This window comes from Burkholderia sp. Bp9090, assembly GCF_003857985.1.
In the GTDB taxonomy this organism is placed as follows: domain Bacteria; phylum Pseudomonadota; class Gammaproteobacteria; order Burkholderiales; family Burkholderiaceae; genus Burkholderia.
In genome coordinates, this window is record NZ_QTPV01000001.1 from 219,262 (window position 1) to 233,902 (window position 14,641).

Sequence of the window (14,641 nt, forward strand, 5' to 3'; positions counted from 1 at the left end):
GCGCTCACGACTGCGCTCCCGCGGCCGCGGAGGCCGGCTTCACGACCGGCGGCGCCTGCACGATCACGGTGTCGCCGTTCGCGAGCGCATCGCTCGGGTTCGCGACGAGGCGGTCGTGCGGCGTCAGCGGGCCGTCGACTTCGAGCGTCTGCCCGATCGTGCGCGCGACCGTCACCGCCTTCAGGCGCACCTGGCCGTTCGCGTCGACGGTCGCGACCGTCGGCCCTTCGGCGCGGAACAGCAGCGTGTTGGCCGGAATCTGCAGGCGGCCGACCGGCGTCATCGGCAGGGTCGCCTGCACGTATGCGCCGGGCAGCAGCCGCCCGTCCGGGTTCGGCAGCGTGATCTCGATCTGCAGCGAGCGCGTCGCGACGTCGATCGCCTGGGACGTGCGCGTGATGGTGCCGTCGAAGGTCTGGCCGGGCAGTTCTGCCTGCGCGACGCTCACGCGCTGGCCGACCTTCACCTGCTGCGCATAAGCCTGCGGAACCTGCACGTACAGGCGCAGCCGGTCGGCCTGCACGACCGTGAACAGCGCGCGGCCCGCGTTGCCGGAATTGACGAGGTCGCCGACGTCGACGTTGCGCTGCGTGACGATCCCGTCGATCGGCGCGACGATGCGCTGGAAGCCTTTCAGCTCGGTGAGCCGGCGCATGTTCGCATCGGCCGCCGCGAGGTTCGCGGTGCCCTGGTTGAACGCGCCTTGCCGGTCGTCGAGTTCCTGCTGCGACACCGCATCGCGCTGGCGCAGCTGCTGCGCGCGGTCGAACGACGTCTTCGCGAGCGCGAGCGCGGCCTGCGCCTGCTGGCGCTGCGCGGTGGCCTGCGCGAGTTCCTGGTTCAGCTCGGGCGTGTCGAGTTCGGCGAGCAGCTGCCCCTGCTTCACGTGCGCGCCGATGTCGGCCTGCCAGCGCAGCACGTAGCCGCTCGCACGCGCGTAGATCGGCGCTTCGACGAAGCCGCGCAGCGTGCCGGGCAGCGCCAGCTTGCCGCCGGTGGCCGCGTCGACCGGATGCACGACGCTCACGTACTGGCGCGTGTTCTGCTCGGCCACCGCGTCGAGGTGATTCCGGTTCAGCACGTTGACGACGATCGTGCGCGCGGCGCCCGCGGCCAGCAGCACGCCGATCACGATCAGGACGACCCGCCCGCGCCGCGACACCGACGTGCGCGTCGGCAGGTGCATGCCGTGTTCGTCCACCTGGATGCCGACGGAGCTGTGATGTTTCTCTTCCATGAATTGACCGGGTCGATAGGCTAGAAAGTCAGTGTCCGGCCGGGCGCGCGCGCCGGCGGGCCAGCCGCGCATGCACGCCGCCGAACACGAGCGGCACGAACAGCAGCGTCGAAACGGTGGCGAACAGCAGGCCGCCGATCACCGCGCGGCCGAGCGGCGCGTTCTGCTCGGCGCCTTCGCCGAGACCGAGCGCCATCGGCACCATCCCGATGATCATCGCGAGCGCCGTCATCAGCACCGGGCGGATCCGCGTCGCGCCGGCCTCCAGTGCGGCCGTGAGCGGCGGCGCGCCGGTCGCGAGGCGCTGGCGCGCGAACGACACGACCAGGATGCTGTTGGCGGTCGCGACGCCCACCGTCATGATCGCGCCCGTCAGCGCGGGCACGCTCAGGTGCGTGCCGGTGATGAACAGCATCCACGCGATGCCGGCGAGCGCGGCCGGCATCGCGCTGATGATGATCAGCGGATCGAGCCACGACTGGAAATTCACGACGATCAGCAGGTAGACGAGCACGATCGCCATCGCGACTCCCGCGCCGAGGCCGAGGTACGACGTGCGCATCGTCTCGACCTGGCCGCGCACCGACAGGTCGGTGCCGCGCGGCAGCGTCGCGCGCGCGTCGGACACGATGCGGTCGATCGCGCCCGCGACCGAGCCGAGGTCGCGGCCCTCGACGCTCACGTACAGGTCGATCGCCGGGCGGATGTTGTAGTGCGTGATCACCGCCGGGTTCGCGACGGGATGGATCTGCACGAGGTTGCCGAGCAATTGCAGCGGCATGCCGGTGCGCCCGCTCGCGGAAATCGGCGTGCCGAGCAGGTCGTCGATCGACGCGATGCTGTATTGCGGGGTCTGGATCTGCAGCGGGTACTGGACGCCCGAGCGCGGATTGATCCAGAACGACGGGGTCGTCTGGGAACTGCCGGACAGCGAGATCAGCATGTTCTGCGCGACGTTCTGCGCGGAGAGGCTGAGCTGCTGCATGCGCGTACGGTCCATGTCGGCCACCAGGGTCGGTTCGTCGTTGCGCTGCAGTACGTGCACGTCGACGGTGCCGGGGATTTGCCTGATCTTCTTCATCAGGCTGCTCGCGATAGCCATGTTACTCGCGAGATCGTTGCCGAGCACCTGCACGTCGATCGCGGCGGGCTGACCGAAGTTGAGGATCTGCGTGATGATGTCCGACGGCTGGAAGAAGAACTCGACGCCCGGGAAGCGCTGCGGCAGCAGCGTGCGCAGCGTCTGCACGTAGTGCGCGGTCGCGCGGTGGCCAGGCTTCAGCGCGATCATCAGTTCGCCGTCGAGCGTGCCGATCGTGCCGGCATTGCTGTACGACAGGTTGATGCCGCTCACCGGCAGCCCGAGGTTGTCGACGATCGCGCCGAGCTCGTCCGCCGGCACGGTTTCGCGGATCACGCGCTCGACCTGGTCGGCAAGGCGCGCGGTCTCCTCGATCCGGTAGCCGGTCGGCGCGCGCATGTGCAGCCGCAGGTTGCCGGAATCGGCGTTCGGGAAGAAGTCGCGGCCGAGCACGAACACGAGGCCGGTCGACAGCACGCAGAAGCCGAGGAAGCACGTCGCGTAGAAGCGGCGGCGCACCAGCAGCATGCTGAGCAGCACGATGTACCACGCGCGTAGCCGCTCGAACGCGGCGTTGAACGCGTGATGGAGGCGCGCGAACCGCGACGTCGCATGATCGGGGCCGCTCGTGGCCTGCTGCGGGCGGAACAGCAGCATCGCCAGCGTCGGCACGAGCGTGCGCGACAGCACGTAGGACGCGAGCATCGCGAACACCACGGCTTCGGCGAGCGGCACGAACAGGAAGCGCGCGACGCCCGTCAGGAAGAACATCGGCACGAACACGATGCAGATGCACAGCGTCGACACGAACGCGGGCACCGCGATCTCGCCCGCGCCTTCGAGGATCGCGTCGTGCAGATTCGTACCGAGATGCAGGTGCCGCTCGATGTTCTCGATCGTGACGGTCGCGTCGTCGACCAGGATCCCGACCGCGAGTGCGAGGCCGCCGAGCGTCATGATGTTGATCGTCTCGCCGAGCGCGGAGAGTGCGATCAGCGACGTGAAGATCGACAGCGGAATCGAGATCGCGATGATCAGCGTGCTGCGCCAGTTGCCGAGGAACAGCAGGATCATCATCGCGGTCAGCACGGCGGCGATCAGCGCCTCGTGGATCACGCCCTGCACGGCGGCGTTGACGAACACCGACTGGTCGAACAGCGGCGTGATCGTGAGTCCTTCGGGCAGCGTCGGGATCACCTTCGGCAGCAGTGCCTTCAGGTCCGACACGACCTTCAGCGTCGACGCGTCGCCGGTCTTCAGGATCGACATCAGCACGCCGCGCTGGCCGTTCTGGCGCACGACGTTCGTTTGCGGCGCGAAGCCGTCGCGCACCGACGCGACCTCGCGCAGGTAGGTCGTCGCGCCGTTGACGGTCTGGACCGGCAGGCCGTTGATGTCCGCGACCGTGTCGGCCGACGCGTTCGTGTCGATCCGGTATTCGGTCTGGCCCATCTTCGCGGTGCCGGTCGGCAGCACGAGGTTCTGCGCGTTGACCGCGTTGACGATGTCGGCGGGCGTGAGGCCCTTCGCGAGCAGCGCCTGCGGATCGAGGTCGATCGCGACCACGCGCGTGCGGCCGCCGTACGGAAACGGGATCTGCGCGCCCGGGATCGTGATCAGTTGCGGCCGCAGGAAGTTGAGCGCGATGTCGGCGAGCGACTGTTCGCTGAGCGTCTTGCTCGACAGCCCGAGCTGGATCACCGGGATGCTCGACGCCGAATAGGTGATCACGAGCGGCGGCGTCGCGCCCTGCGGCATCTGCCGCACGATCGCCTGCGCGGACGAGACCGTCTGCGCGATCGCGGTCTGCACGTTCGCGCCGGGTTGCAGGAACACCTTCACGACCGCGATGCCCGGCAGCGACGTCGACTCGATGTGCTGGATGTTGTTGACGGTCGTCGTGAGGATCCGTTCATGGACGGCCGTGATGCGGTTGGTCATCTCCTTCGCGGAGAAGCCGGTGTAATTCCAGATCACGCTGATGACGGGAATGTTGACCGCCGGCAGGACGTCGACAGGCGTGCGCATCAGCGCGAGCGGGGTGGCCAGCACGATCATGATGGCCATCACGATGAACGTGTAGGGGCGCCTGAGCGCGAGATTGACGATCCACATGGAGGCGGCGGGACAGGCGGTGATCAGGCGGCGGTGAGGGGAACCCGAATGATAGGCGTCGGGGCTGAACGAGTCACTGACACGAAACTGGCGGATTTGTCAGGTTCGGCGCGCGGCGACCGAGGCGACTTCAGGCCGATTGATCGGATGAAAACGCGCGCGGACGCCGATGCCCGAAAAAGGCCGCCGCACCGCACGCGCATGCCGCAGCAGCGACGCTTCCGTTCATCGGGCGTCGCTCAGATCTGTTCCATCCCGACCTGCGCGAGCGCGGCCAGGTCGACGACTTCGATCTGGTTGTACGCGAGCCGCAGCACGCCGAGTTTCTCGAGTTGCTGCAACGCCTGGTTGATCCGCTGCCGCGACACGCCGACGAGCATTCCCAGTTCCTCCTGCGAGATCGCGAGCGACGGGCCGGTGTCCGGGTACAGCGCGGGGTTGAACAGCTGCGCGAGCGCCTGTGCGACGCGCGCGTCGACATCGAGCAGCCGGCTGTTCTGGATCGACGCGATGAACTCGCCCATCCGGTTGTTCAACTGGTGGATCACGAAGCGCGTGAACGGCAGGCTCGTGTCGAGCAGCGCATGGAACGTGTCGACCGGGACGAACAGCACGATCGAGCGCTGGACGGCGACGACTTCGTACTTGCGCAGCTCGCGCTTGATCACGCTGCCTTCGCCGAACCAGCCGCCCGACGGCACGCCGGAAAACGTGCAGCCGCGCCCCGACGCGTTGAAGATCGCGAGCTTCAGCAACCCGCGATGCACGCCGATCCAGTATTCGGACGGTGCGAGCCGCTGCGCGATCACGTCGCCGGCCTCGTGCTGCTCGGCGCGCGACTGCGCGAGCACGAGCGCCTGGTGTTCCGGCGCCAGCGCGCGGAACCACGCGCACTGGCCGAACAGCACGGACAGGGCGGGCAACGGGCCCGGTTCGAGCGGCGTGTCGGCCGGCGGGCTGGCCGGCGGGCTGACAGCGGCGGCGGCCGCGTCGGGCGGCGCAACGAGGTGGTCGTGCATGGATGCGGGTTTGCGAGGATAGGGATAACGCGCAGCGCTCATGAGGCACTCTGTCGTTTCGATGACAGACGGCTCACAATAGCGCCCGTTAGGCTGTCGGCAATTGAACCACATCAAGACCGGTCGGGGTGCATGCACACTTGCCGGATACGAGGCCGACGCACGCGCCGGTCGACAGAAAACGGGAGACAGGATCATGACGCAGATGTTCGAGGCCGGACTCGGCCGCCGCGATGCCAACTACGTGCCGCTCACGCCGATCGACTTTCTGGTCCGTGCGGCCGAAGTCTACGGCGCGCGCCTCGCGATCGTGCACGGCGACGTGCGGCGCACGTGGGGCGAGACCTACACGCGGGCGAAGCAGCTCGCGAGCGCGCTCGCGCGGGCCGGCGTCGCGCGCGGCGAGACGGTGGCCGCGCTGCTGCCGAACATCCCGGCGATGGTCGAGGCGCACTTCGGCGTGCCGATGGCCGGCGCCGTGCTCAACACGATCAACACGCGGCTCGACATTTCATCGGTGCTGTTCATGCTGCGTCACGGCGAGGCGAAGGTGCTGATCGTCGACACCGAATACGCGGAGCTCGCGCATCGCGCGGCGCTCGAAGTGCCGGGCCTGAAGATCGTCAGCGTTGCCGATGCGATGCCGGCCGACCCCGCGCGCTTCGCGGGCGCGACCGACTACGAGGCGTTCGTCGCGGGCGGCGACCCCGACTACGCATGGACGCCGCCCGCCGACGAGTGGGAGGCGATCGCGCTGAACTACACGTCCGGCACGACGGGCGACCCGAAGGGCGTCGTGTATCACCATCGCGGCGCGTATCTCGCGGCGATCAGCAACATCCTCGAATGGGACATGCCGAAGCACGCGGTGTATCTGTGGACGCTGCCGATGTTCCACTGCAACGGCTGGTGCTTCCCGTGGGCCGTCGCGGCGCGCGCGGGCGTGAACGTGTGCCTGCGCAAGTTCGACGCGAAGACGGTGTTCGACCTGATCCGCCGCGAGCGCATCACGCATTACTGCGGCGCGCCGATCGTACAGAGCGCGATCGCGAATGCGCCGGCCGAGTTGCGCGCCGGCATCGATCACACGGTGCACGCGATGGTCGCCGGTGCCGCGCCCGCGCCGGCCGTGATCGCGAAGATGAAGGAGATCGGCTTCGACCTGCTGCACGTGTACGGATTGACCGAGGTCTATGGCCCGGCGACCGTCTGCGCGAAGCAGGCGCACTGGGACGAGCTGCCCGACGACGAGCGCGCGCGGCTCAATGCGCGGCAGGGCGTGCGCTATCACCTGGAAGCGGGCGCGACGGTGCTCGATCCGGACACGATGACGCCGGTGCCGGCCGACGGCGAGACGCTCGGCGAGATCATGTTCCGCGGCAACATCTGCATGAAGGGCTACCTGAAGAACCCGCACGCGACGGAGGAAGCGTTCCACGGCGGCTGGTTCCATACGGGCGATCTCGGCGTGCTGACGCCGGACGGCTACATCCGCATCAAGGATCGCCGCAAGGACATCATCATTTCGGGCGGCGAGAACATCTCGAGCATCGAGGTCGAGGATGCGCTGTACCGGCATCCGGCCGTCGCGGTCGCGGCGGTGGTCGCAATGCCCGACCCGAAGTGGGGCGAGGTGCCGTGCGCGTTCGTCGAGCTGCGCGAAGGCGCGAGCGCGACCGAGGCGGAGATCGTCGCCCACTGCCGGCAGTTGCTCGCGGGTTTCAAGGTGCCGAAGGTCGTGCGCTTCGGCGAGCTGCCGAAGACGTCGACCGGCAAGATCCAGAAATTCCAGCTGCGCAACGCGGTCGGATCGGACAAGGCGATCGACCTGGCGGGAGACAAGAAGTAACGTCGACGGGGCGTCGTGCGGGCGGACGCCTTGATACGTGAATGCGTCAAGGCGTCAAGGCGTCAAGGCGTCAAGGCGTCAAGGCGTCAAGGCGTCAAGGCGTCAAGGCGTCAAGGCGTCAAGGCACGACGAGCCACGCGATCGCCAGATACCGCCCGACCTTCGCGATCGTCACGATCGCGACGAAGGTCGGCAGCGGCTCGCGCAGCACGCCGGCGATCATCGTCAGCGGGTCGCCGATCACCGGCGCCCAGCTCAGCAGCAGCGACCAGCGGCCATAGCGCCGATACCAGCCCTCGGCGCGCGCGAGCGCGGCCGGTTTCACCGGAAACCAGCGGCGGTCGCGGAAGTGCTCGATGCCGCGGCCGAGTGTCCAGTTGATCGCCGCGCCCGCGACGTTGCCGACGCTCGCCACCAGCACCAGCGCCCACACCGGTTCGCGCCCGGCGAGCAGCAGGCCCGCAAGCACGGCTTCGGACTGGAGCGGCAACAGGGTCGCGGCGACCATCGACACGGCGAACAGGCCGCCGTAAGTGAGCAGTTCGGACATCGCGCGATTGTACTGGTCGTACCGGCCGCGCGTCGGCCGGCGTGGGGTGGCGCGCGCCGCAGCGCGCGACGTCACGCGCTCAGGCGGCCGCTCAGTTCCATCCGACCATGATCGCGCCCATCCCGACCAGCAGCCCGCCCGTCACGCGATTCATCGCGCGCATCCGCGCCGGCCGCTGCAGCGCACGGCTCAGCCGGTGCGAGAACAGCGCCATCGACGCGACGCCGCCGGCGAACAGCAGCGCGAAGCTCGCCGCGAGCAGCAGGAATTGCGCGTTCAGGCTCCAGTCGGGATCCGGGACGATGAACTGCGGAAAGAACGACGGAAAGAACAGCAGCGTCTTCGGGTTCAGGCCGGAGGTGGCGACGCCGCGCCAGAACAGCGCGCGTCCGGTGGCGGTGTCGTCGGGTGCCGTGTTGCCGGCGTCCGTCGACGCGGCGGGCGCGGTGACCGGCGCCCGGCCGAGCCATTGCTTGCAGCCGAGCCATACGAGGTAGGCGGCGCCGGCCCAGCGCAGCACGGTCAGCGCGTGCTCGTCGAGGTGAACCAGCGAATTCAGGCACAGCGCTGTAAGCGCGAGCTGCAGCAGCACGGCGAGCGTGCCGCCCCAGACGCACGGCAGCGCGCGGCGCCAGCCGGCGCGCAATGCCTGGTTCATCGTGAGGAGGTTGACGGGGCCGGGGGCGTAGATGAGGACGGCGGACGCAGCGAGGAACGACAGATAAAGCCTGAACGACATGACGGGAGTGCGGAAACGGAGGATCAGGCGCCGGCCCGTGCGACCGGGTAGGCGCGCGGGGGGCGGGACGTTGCATGCCTGCGTGTCCTGCGCCGCAACTCGTGATTGCGGCCAGGCGTCCCGGTGCGAAGGGGTTGTCGCAGGGAGCGTGCCGGACACCAGGCATGGAGAAAATGTATCAAGCCGGCCGGTTAAAAGGCTTCCTGTTTTCCAGTAAAACGCACCCGAAACCGGAAGCCTGTTCGGATAGAATGCGGATTTTCTGTAGAAGATTCTTCCTGTCATGGCTATCCGCGAACGCACGCCGAAAACCCTCGACAACCAGGACCGCAAGATCCTCGGTGCACTGCAAAAAAATGCGCGCCTGTCGAACGCCGAACTGGCCGAACAGATCGGCATGTCGACCACCGCCTGCTGGAACCGCACGCGGCAGCTCGAACTCGACGGTTACATCGACGGCTACGTCGCGCTGGTCAACCAGCGCATGCTCGGCTACGCGGACATCGTGATCCTCGAAGTCACCCTCGATCGCCACGAGGACGATGCGCTCGCGCGTTTCGGCGCCGAACTCGCGGCACTGCCCGAAGTGCTCGAGGCCTACCTCGTATCGGGCGAATACGACTACTGGATCAAGGTCGCGGTGGACGGCACGGCCGGCTACGAACGCTTCCTGCGCGAGAAGCTGTACAGGATTTCGAGCATTCGCCACAGCCGCTCGATGTTCGCGCTGCGGTGCATGAAAGACGTGCCGTCGATTCAGGTGTGAAGACGGGGGCGACGCGCCGCGCGGCGTCGTGACGACGCGGTTCGCGGCGGTGCTGGAGAAGGGTGGGAAGCGGGCTGTCGCGCCCGTTGCGCGCGGCCCGGAGCCGGATACCGGCAGGCCGTGCCCGCGCGGCGGGAAAACGGATGAATCTTCCGTGACGGCCAGGCCCGGCGCGTGGCGCGCAGCGGGCATGCATCGGCTACGCAGCGGCCGGACATTCCGGGAAGCTGCGATCAACACCGTGCCGACAAGTTCGTCGGGACCGGCATCCGCGTATCGACATCGCTGCGACCGTGCTCACAGCGCGTGAGCACCATGCCATCGAGGGTATGCGCCCTTTTTTTGCGACTTCCGTCCGGCGCCTCGTGCCGGACGCGGCGGCCTTTCGGCGCGCGTCCCCGCAAGGCGCATCAGACGGATGGAGATAGCGCGTGGCCGGCTGGCGGCCGGGCGCCGCGCTCAGCGCGGCAGGCGTGCGTGCGCTTCAGCGATGACTGCGCAGTTCTCGAGGTGCAGTGCCCATGCTTCTGCAAGCAGCTCGCCGACACGTGCGAGCCAGCCAGCGGATTGGGTGGAACGATCGGAGACATTAGACGTTTGCATGACGAAGCCCCATGTAGGTGGCGAGTTAGGGATAACCCTAATCATAAAGAAACGTCACCGTCTTGTGAAATGCGATTTCGTTATATGAGAATTACTGACAATTTATGTTGCTGCCGCGCAACATGAGCTGCGCCACCTTCTGCGTGGCGGGCAGGCGTGACGAGACCGCGGCGAGCGCGGCCTCGCATTGACGGGCGAAAACGGAAAGCGGGGCGACGAGAACGGGCGCGGCAGCGGGGCGGCGATTACCCGCCGATCCACCCGAAGCGCCACGACAGGCGGCGCGCCGCGGCGAGCAGCGTATGCGCGAGTTCGCTGTGCGGCCCGCGCGGGAAGCCGCGCGACGAGCCGATGATCGCAATCACGAGCCGGATGCTGCCGGTGTGATCGAACACGGGCGCGGCGATCGTCCCGATGCCCGGCACCGGCGCATCGAATGCGAAATCGAGTTCGTCCGCGCGGATCGTCGCGAGCCGCGCGCGGAACGCGTCGTCGACCTGCGTCGCGCGGCCTGCGAGGCGCACCGGCTCGTCGGCCAGCAGGCCGGCCAGCACGTCGTCGGACATGCCGGCCGCGAAAATCCGCCCGATCGCCGTATTCACGAGCGACATCACCGTGCCGACCTGAAGGCTCACGTGCTGCGGCCGCGCCGATTCCTCGAGACGGATCACGGTCGGCCCGAGCGGCCCGAGCGTCGCCGCGGCCACGCTCAGGTCGGTCGCGGCCGCCAGCGCGACGATTTCGGCTTCCGCATCGCGCGTCGGCGACACGCGCTGCATCGCGATCAGGCCGAGCGCCTGCGCGAGCGGCCCGCCGCCGAAGCAGCCCGCGTCGTCGCGGCTCAGCAGGCCGATCTTCTGCAGGCTCACGAGGTGCGGAAACGCCTTCGCGGCCGGCATGCCGGCGGCTGCCGCGAGATCGCGCAACGGCAGCGCACGGCCCGCCGAGACGAGCGCGAGCAGCAACTCGCCCGTGCTGTCGAGCGCGTTGATGCCGCGCTGCGCCTTCGTGTCGTCGGCGAGCGCGGGCGGCATGCGCTGCGTGGCCGGCGGCATGCCCGGCGCGACCGGCGGTGCGTCGCGTCCCGCGTCGAGCGCCGCGGTGGCTTGCCGCGCCGCATCGCGCAGCGCCGTCGCGATCGGGCCGTCCCAGCCGACATCGATGGAGCCGCTCGAACCGATCACCGTCAACGCGAGTTGCAGGCGGCCGTCCGCGTCCAGCACTGGCACGCACATCGCGCTGACGCCGGGGCTCGGCCGATCCACGCCGCGCTCGATCCCGCGCGCACGGATCGCGTCGAGTTCGGCCTGCCACGCGCGGGCGTCGGACGGGGGCTGGTCGCCTTCCGCGCCGGCGAGCGTGGCGCCGGCGCCGGCCTGGCTGGCCGCCATCGCGTCGAGCTGGGCGGGGTCGCCGAACGCGCGGAACACCCGGCCGGTCGCCGTCGTGTCGAGCGACATGACGGATCCGACGTGCAGGTTCACGTGCAGCGGATAGCCGCCGTGCTCGATGCGCACGATCGTGGGCCCGAGCGCGCCCGGCACCGACAGCGCGACGCTCAGGCCGACCGCTTCCGCGAGCCGCGCCGCGTGCGGCAGCGCCGCGCGATAGGCCGGCTGGCGCTCGATCGACATCAGCCCGAGCCGCAGCGACAGCGGCCCCGGCTCGTAGTTGCCGGTGAGCGCGTCGCGCTTCACGAGCGCGAGCCGCGTCAGGCTGACGAGATAGGTGTGCGCCTGCGCGGTCGACAGGTCGGCCGCGGCCGCCAGCTCCGACAGCCCGAGCGGCTTGCGCCGGCGCGCGAGCGCGTCGAGCAGCCGGCCGCCGACCTCGACGCTCTGGATCCCGCGCTGCGCCTTGGGTGGCGCGTCGTCTGCGCTGACTTCGTGGTTCTGCACGCGATGATTCTTCCATTGACGAAACCCCGCATGGTATCCGACGCCATTTGACGCGCCAGCCCGCAGGTTTACCCGTATTAAACAATAGCAAGCGACTTTGTCATTGACAAATAATCGGCGCGGGAAGATGATCCGCTCATTCCCCTCAACACATGGCTCGCAGCCACGGAACGCAACATGGCCAAAGCATTCGCCTCCCAAGCCGATCTGGAAGAGAAGAAAGTCACCTGGACGCAGCTGTCCGAGAACGCGTACGCCTATACCGCCGAAGGCGACCCGAACTCGGGCGTGATCATCGGCGACGACAGCGTGCTGATCGTCGACACGACCGCGACGCCCGCGATGGCGCAGGACCTGATCGCGAAGATCCGCAGCGTGACCGACAAGCCGATCAAGCACGTCGTGCTGTCGCATTACCACGCGGTGCGCGTGCTCGGCGCGTCCGCGTATTTCGACGAAGGCGCGCAGCACGTGATCGCGAGCCGCGGCACCTACGAAATGATCGTCGAGCGCGGCGAGGCCGACATGAAGTCGGAGATCGAGCGCTTCCCGCGGCTGTTCGCGGGCGTCGAGACGGTGCCGGGCCTGACCTGGCCGACGCTCGTGTTCGAGCGCGAGATCACGCTGTTCCTCGGCAAGCTCGAGGTGAAGATCATGCACGTCGGCTCGGGCCACACGAAGGGCGACACGATCGTCTGGCTGCCGTCGCAGAAGGTGCTGTTCTCGGGCGACCTGGTCGAGTACGACGCGGCCTGCTATTGCGGCGACGCCCAGCTCGAACAGTGGCCGGCCACGCTCGAGGCGCTGCGCGCGCTCGGCGCGGAAAAGCTCGTGCCGGGCCGCGGCCCCGCGCTGCTGAATCCGGCCGAAGTGAACAAGGGCCTCGACTACACGAAGGACTTCGTGACGACGCTGCTCGCGCAGGGCCGCAAGGCCGTCGAGCGCAAGCTCGACCTGAAGGCGTCGATGGCGCTCACGCGCGAAGCGATGGATCCGAAGTTCGGCCACGTGTTCATCTACGAGCACTGTCTGCCGTTCGACGTGTCGCGCGCGTACGACGAGGCGAGCGGCATCACGCATCCGCGCATCTGGACCGCGCAGCGCGACAAGGAAATGTGGGACGCGCTGCAGGACTGAGCGGGTCACCGCGGCGGGGCGTCCGGGCGGGCGCCGCGCCGCGTTCCTGACGGCGCCTGAGCGGCGGCCGCATCGCGCGGCGGTTCAGGGAGCCGACTTCCGTTCTCACAAGAAAGCCGGGCGCATGTACGCTCGCGGAGACTGCTGCGCGCCCGAATCGCGCGGCCCGTTTGGAGAGAGACATGCCCCAATCGCTTCCCGCCGAAGCGACGATCGCGCACGCGAGTGCCGCGGCGTCGGCTTCCGCCTGTGAATCCGCGCCGGCGTCCGCTGCCGGCGACGCGCTGCTGTTCCGCAAGATCGCGTGGCGGATCGTGCCGTTCCTGTTCCTCTGCTACGTCGTGTCGTTCCTCGACCGCATCAACATCGGCTTCGCGCAGTTGCAGATGAAGCACGACCTCGGCTTCAGCGATGCGATGTACGGCCTCGGCGCCGCGGTGTTCTACGTCGGCTACGTGTTCTGCGAGGTGCCGAGCAACCTGCTGCTCGCGCGCTTCGGCGCGCGCCGCACGTTCACGCGGATCATGCTGCTGTGGGGCATCGCGTCGACCGCGATGATGTTCGTGTCGCAGCCGTCGCATTTCTACGTGCTGCGCTTCCTGCTCGGCGTGTTCGAGGCCGGCTTCTTTCCCGGCATCGTGCTGTACCTGACCTACTGGTTCCCGGCGAACCGCCGCGCGGCGGCGATCTCGGTGTTCTTCGCGGGTGTCGCGGTGGCGGGGGTGCTCGGCGGCCTGATGTCGGGCTGGATCATGCGCGACATGAGCGGCGTGCTCGGGCTGCACGGCTGGCAATGGATGTTCGCGATCGAAGGCGCGCCGGCGATCGTGCTCGCATGCTTCGCGTTCACGTACCTGGTCGACCGGCCGCAGGACGCAGCGTGGCTCACGTCCGACGAAAAGGCGCGCGTCGCCGCGCTGTGCAGCGATGGCGGTGCGCATGGTGCGCACAGTGCGCACGACAAACGCAGCCTGGTCGCCGCGCTCGCGAACCCGCGCGTCTACCTGTTCGCGTTCATCTACTTCTCGCTGACCTGCGCATCGCTGACGCTCAACTTCTGGATGCCGCTGATGATCCGCGATTTCGGCGTGACCGACGTCGTGTCGGTGAGCCTCTACACGGTCGTGCCGAACGCGGTCGGCGCGGTCGGGCTGATCCTGATCGCCCGCCATTCCGACCGCACCGGCGAGCGCCGCAAGCACTTCGCGTGCTGCACGATCGGCGGCGGCCTGGCACTCGCGGCGCTGACGCTGCACCTGCACAGCTTCGCGGCGATGCTCGCGTGCCTGTCGATCGCGGCGACGCTGATCTTCGCCGCGCTGCCGATCTTCTGGGCCGTGCCGACCCGCTACCTGTCCGGCAACGCGGCCGCGGCCGGGATCGCGCTGATCAGCAGCATCGGGATCACGAGCGGCATCGTCAGCCCGTGGGTGATCGGGCTGATCCGCACGCGCACCGGCAGCATGGATCTCGCCGTGTACCTGCTGGCCGCGCTGCTCGCGCTGAGCGGCGCCGCGCTGATGCTCGGCGTGAAGGGCGAACCCGCACGCCGCGCCTGAATCGCGGCCGGTCGCTGCCGGCGAGCGGCGGCGACCGGCGCTGCATTTCCTGTCCGCACCGTATCCGCATCCATCGAGGAGACGATCG

The 14,641-nt window shown here is 68.6% G+C and carries 10 protein-coding genes; 4 read left to right on the forward strand and 6 right to left on the reverse strand.

What is annotated here, in order from left to right; genetic code table 11:
- Positions 1-4: 4 nt before the first annotated feature.
- The 3 genes from DIE16_RS00955 to DIE16_RS00965 all read right to left on the reverse strand — a co-directional run bounded on the left by DIE16_RS00955 (position 5) and on the right by DIE16_RS00965 (position 5,452).
- On the reverse strand, positions 5-1,237 hold the full coding sequence (locus tag DIE16_RS00955; RefSeq protein ID WP_124519522.1) for an efflux RND transporter periplasmic adaptor subunit: 1,233 nt from the start codon (positions 1,235-1,237) through the stop codon (positions 5-7).
- 28 nt (positions 1,238-1,265) lie between these two features.
- A complete protein-coding gene (locus DIE16_RS00960) occupies positions 1,266-4,433 on the reverse strand; it encodes an efflux RND transporter permease subunit (RefSeq protein WP_124519637.1) in 3,168 nt (1,055 codons plus the stop codon).
- Positions 4,434-4,672: 239 nt separating this feature from the next.
- Positions 4,673-5,452, reverse strand: a complete 780-nt coding sequence (locus tag DIE16_RS00965; RefSeq protein ID WP_124519635.1) for a Crp/Fnr family transcriptional regulator — start codon at positions 5,450-5,452, stop codon at positions 4,673-4,675.
- A gap of 196 nt (positions 5,453-5,648) precedes the next feature.
- Here DIE16_RS00965 and DIE16_RS00970 point away from each other — a divergent pair, with 196 nt between their 5' ends.
- Positions 5,649-7,301 carry an acyl-CoA synthetase gene (locus DIE16_RS00970; RefSeq protein WP_124484907.1) on the forward strand — a complete coding sequence of 551 codons (1,653 nt, stop codon included), beginning with the start codon at positions 5,649-5,651 and terminating at the stop codon, positions 7,299-7,301.
- 118 nt (positions 7,302-7,419) lie between these two features.
- Here the strand turns inward: DIE16_RS00970 and DIE16_RS00975 are convergent, their stop codons facing one another.
- Entirely contained in the window at positions 7,420-7,851 is a 432-nt protein-coding gene (locus DIE16_RS00975) for a YqaA family protein (protein ID WP_124519518.1), read from the reverse strand.
- A 91-nt stretch (positions 7,852-7,942) separates the two neighbouring features.
- Positions 7,943-8,590 (reverse strand): LysE family translocator, encoded by a 648-nt coding sequence (locus DIE16_RS00980; protein ID WP_124484905.1) that lies wholly within the window; start codon positions 8,588-8,590, stop codon positions 7,943-7,945.
- 283 nt (positions 8,591-8,873) lie between these two features.
- On the opposite strand from DIE16_RS00980, the gene DIE16_RS00985 reads away from it, so the two are divergent.
- Complete coding sequence (locus DIE16_RS00985) at positions 8,874-9,356, forward strand: Lrp/AsnC family transcriptional regulator (protein WP_124519633.1); 483 nt, start codon at positions 8,874-8,876, stop codon at positions 9,354-9,356.
- A gap of 848 nt (positions 9,357-10,204) precedes the next feature.
- Here DIE16_RS00985 and DIE16_RS00995 read toward each other — a convergent pair.
- On the reverse strand, positions 10,205-11,857 hold the full coding sequence (locus DIE16_RS00995) for an IclR family transcriptional regulator (RefSeq protein ID WP_124519516.1): 1,653 nt from the start codon (positions 11,855-11,857) through the stop codon (positions 10,205-10,207).
- Between the two features lie 177 nt (positions 11,858-12,034).
- Between DIE16_RS00995 and DIE16_RS01000 the strand changes: the two genes are divergently transcribed.
- Complete coding sequence (locus tag DIE16_RS01000) at positions 12,035-12,994, forward strand: MBL fold metallo-hydrolase (RefSeq protein WP_044843030.1); 960 nt, start codon at positions 12,035-12,037, stop codon at positions 12,992-12,994.
- A 182-nt stretch (positions 12,995-13,176) separates the two neighbouring features.
- Positions 13,177-14,553 carry an MFS transporter gene (locus tag DIE16_RS01005; RefSeq protein ID WP_124519631.1) on the forward strand — a complete coding sequence of 459 codons (1,377 nt, stop codon included), beginning with the start codon at positions 13,177-13,179 and terminating at the stop codon, positions 14,551-14,553.
- Positions 14,554-14,641 lie beyond the last annotated feature (88 nt).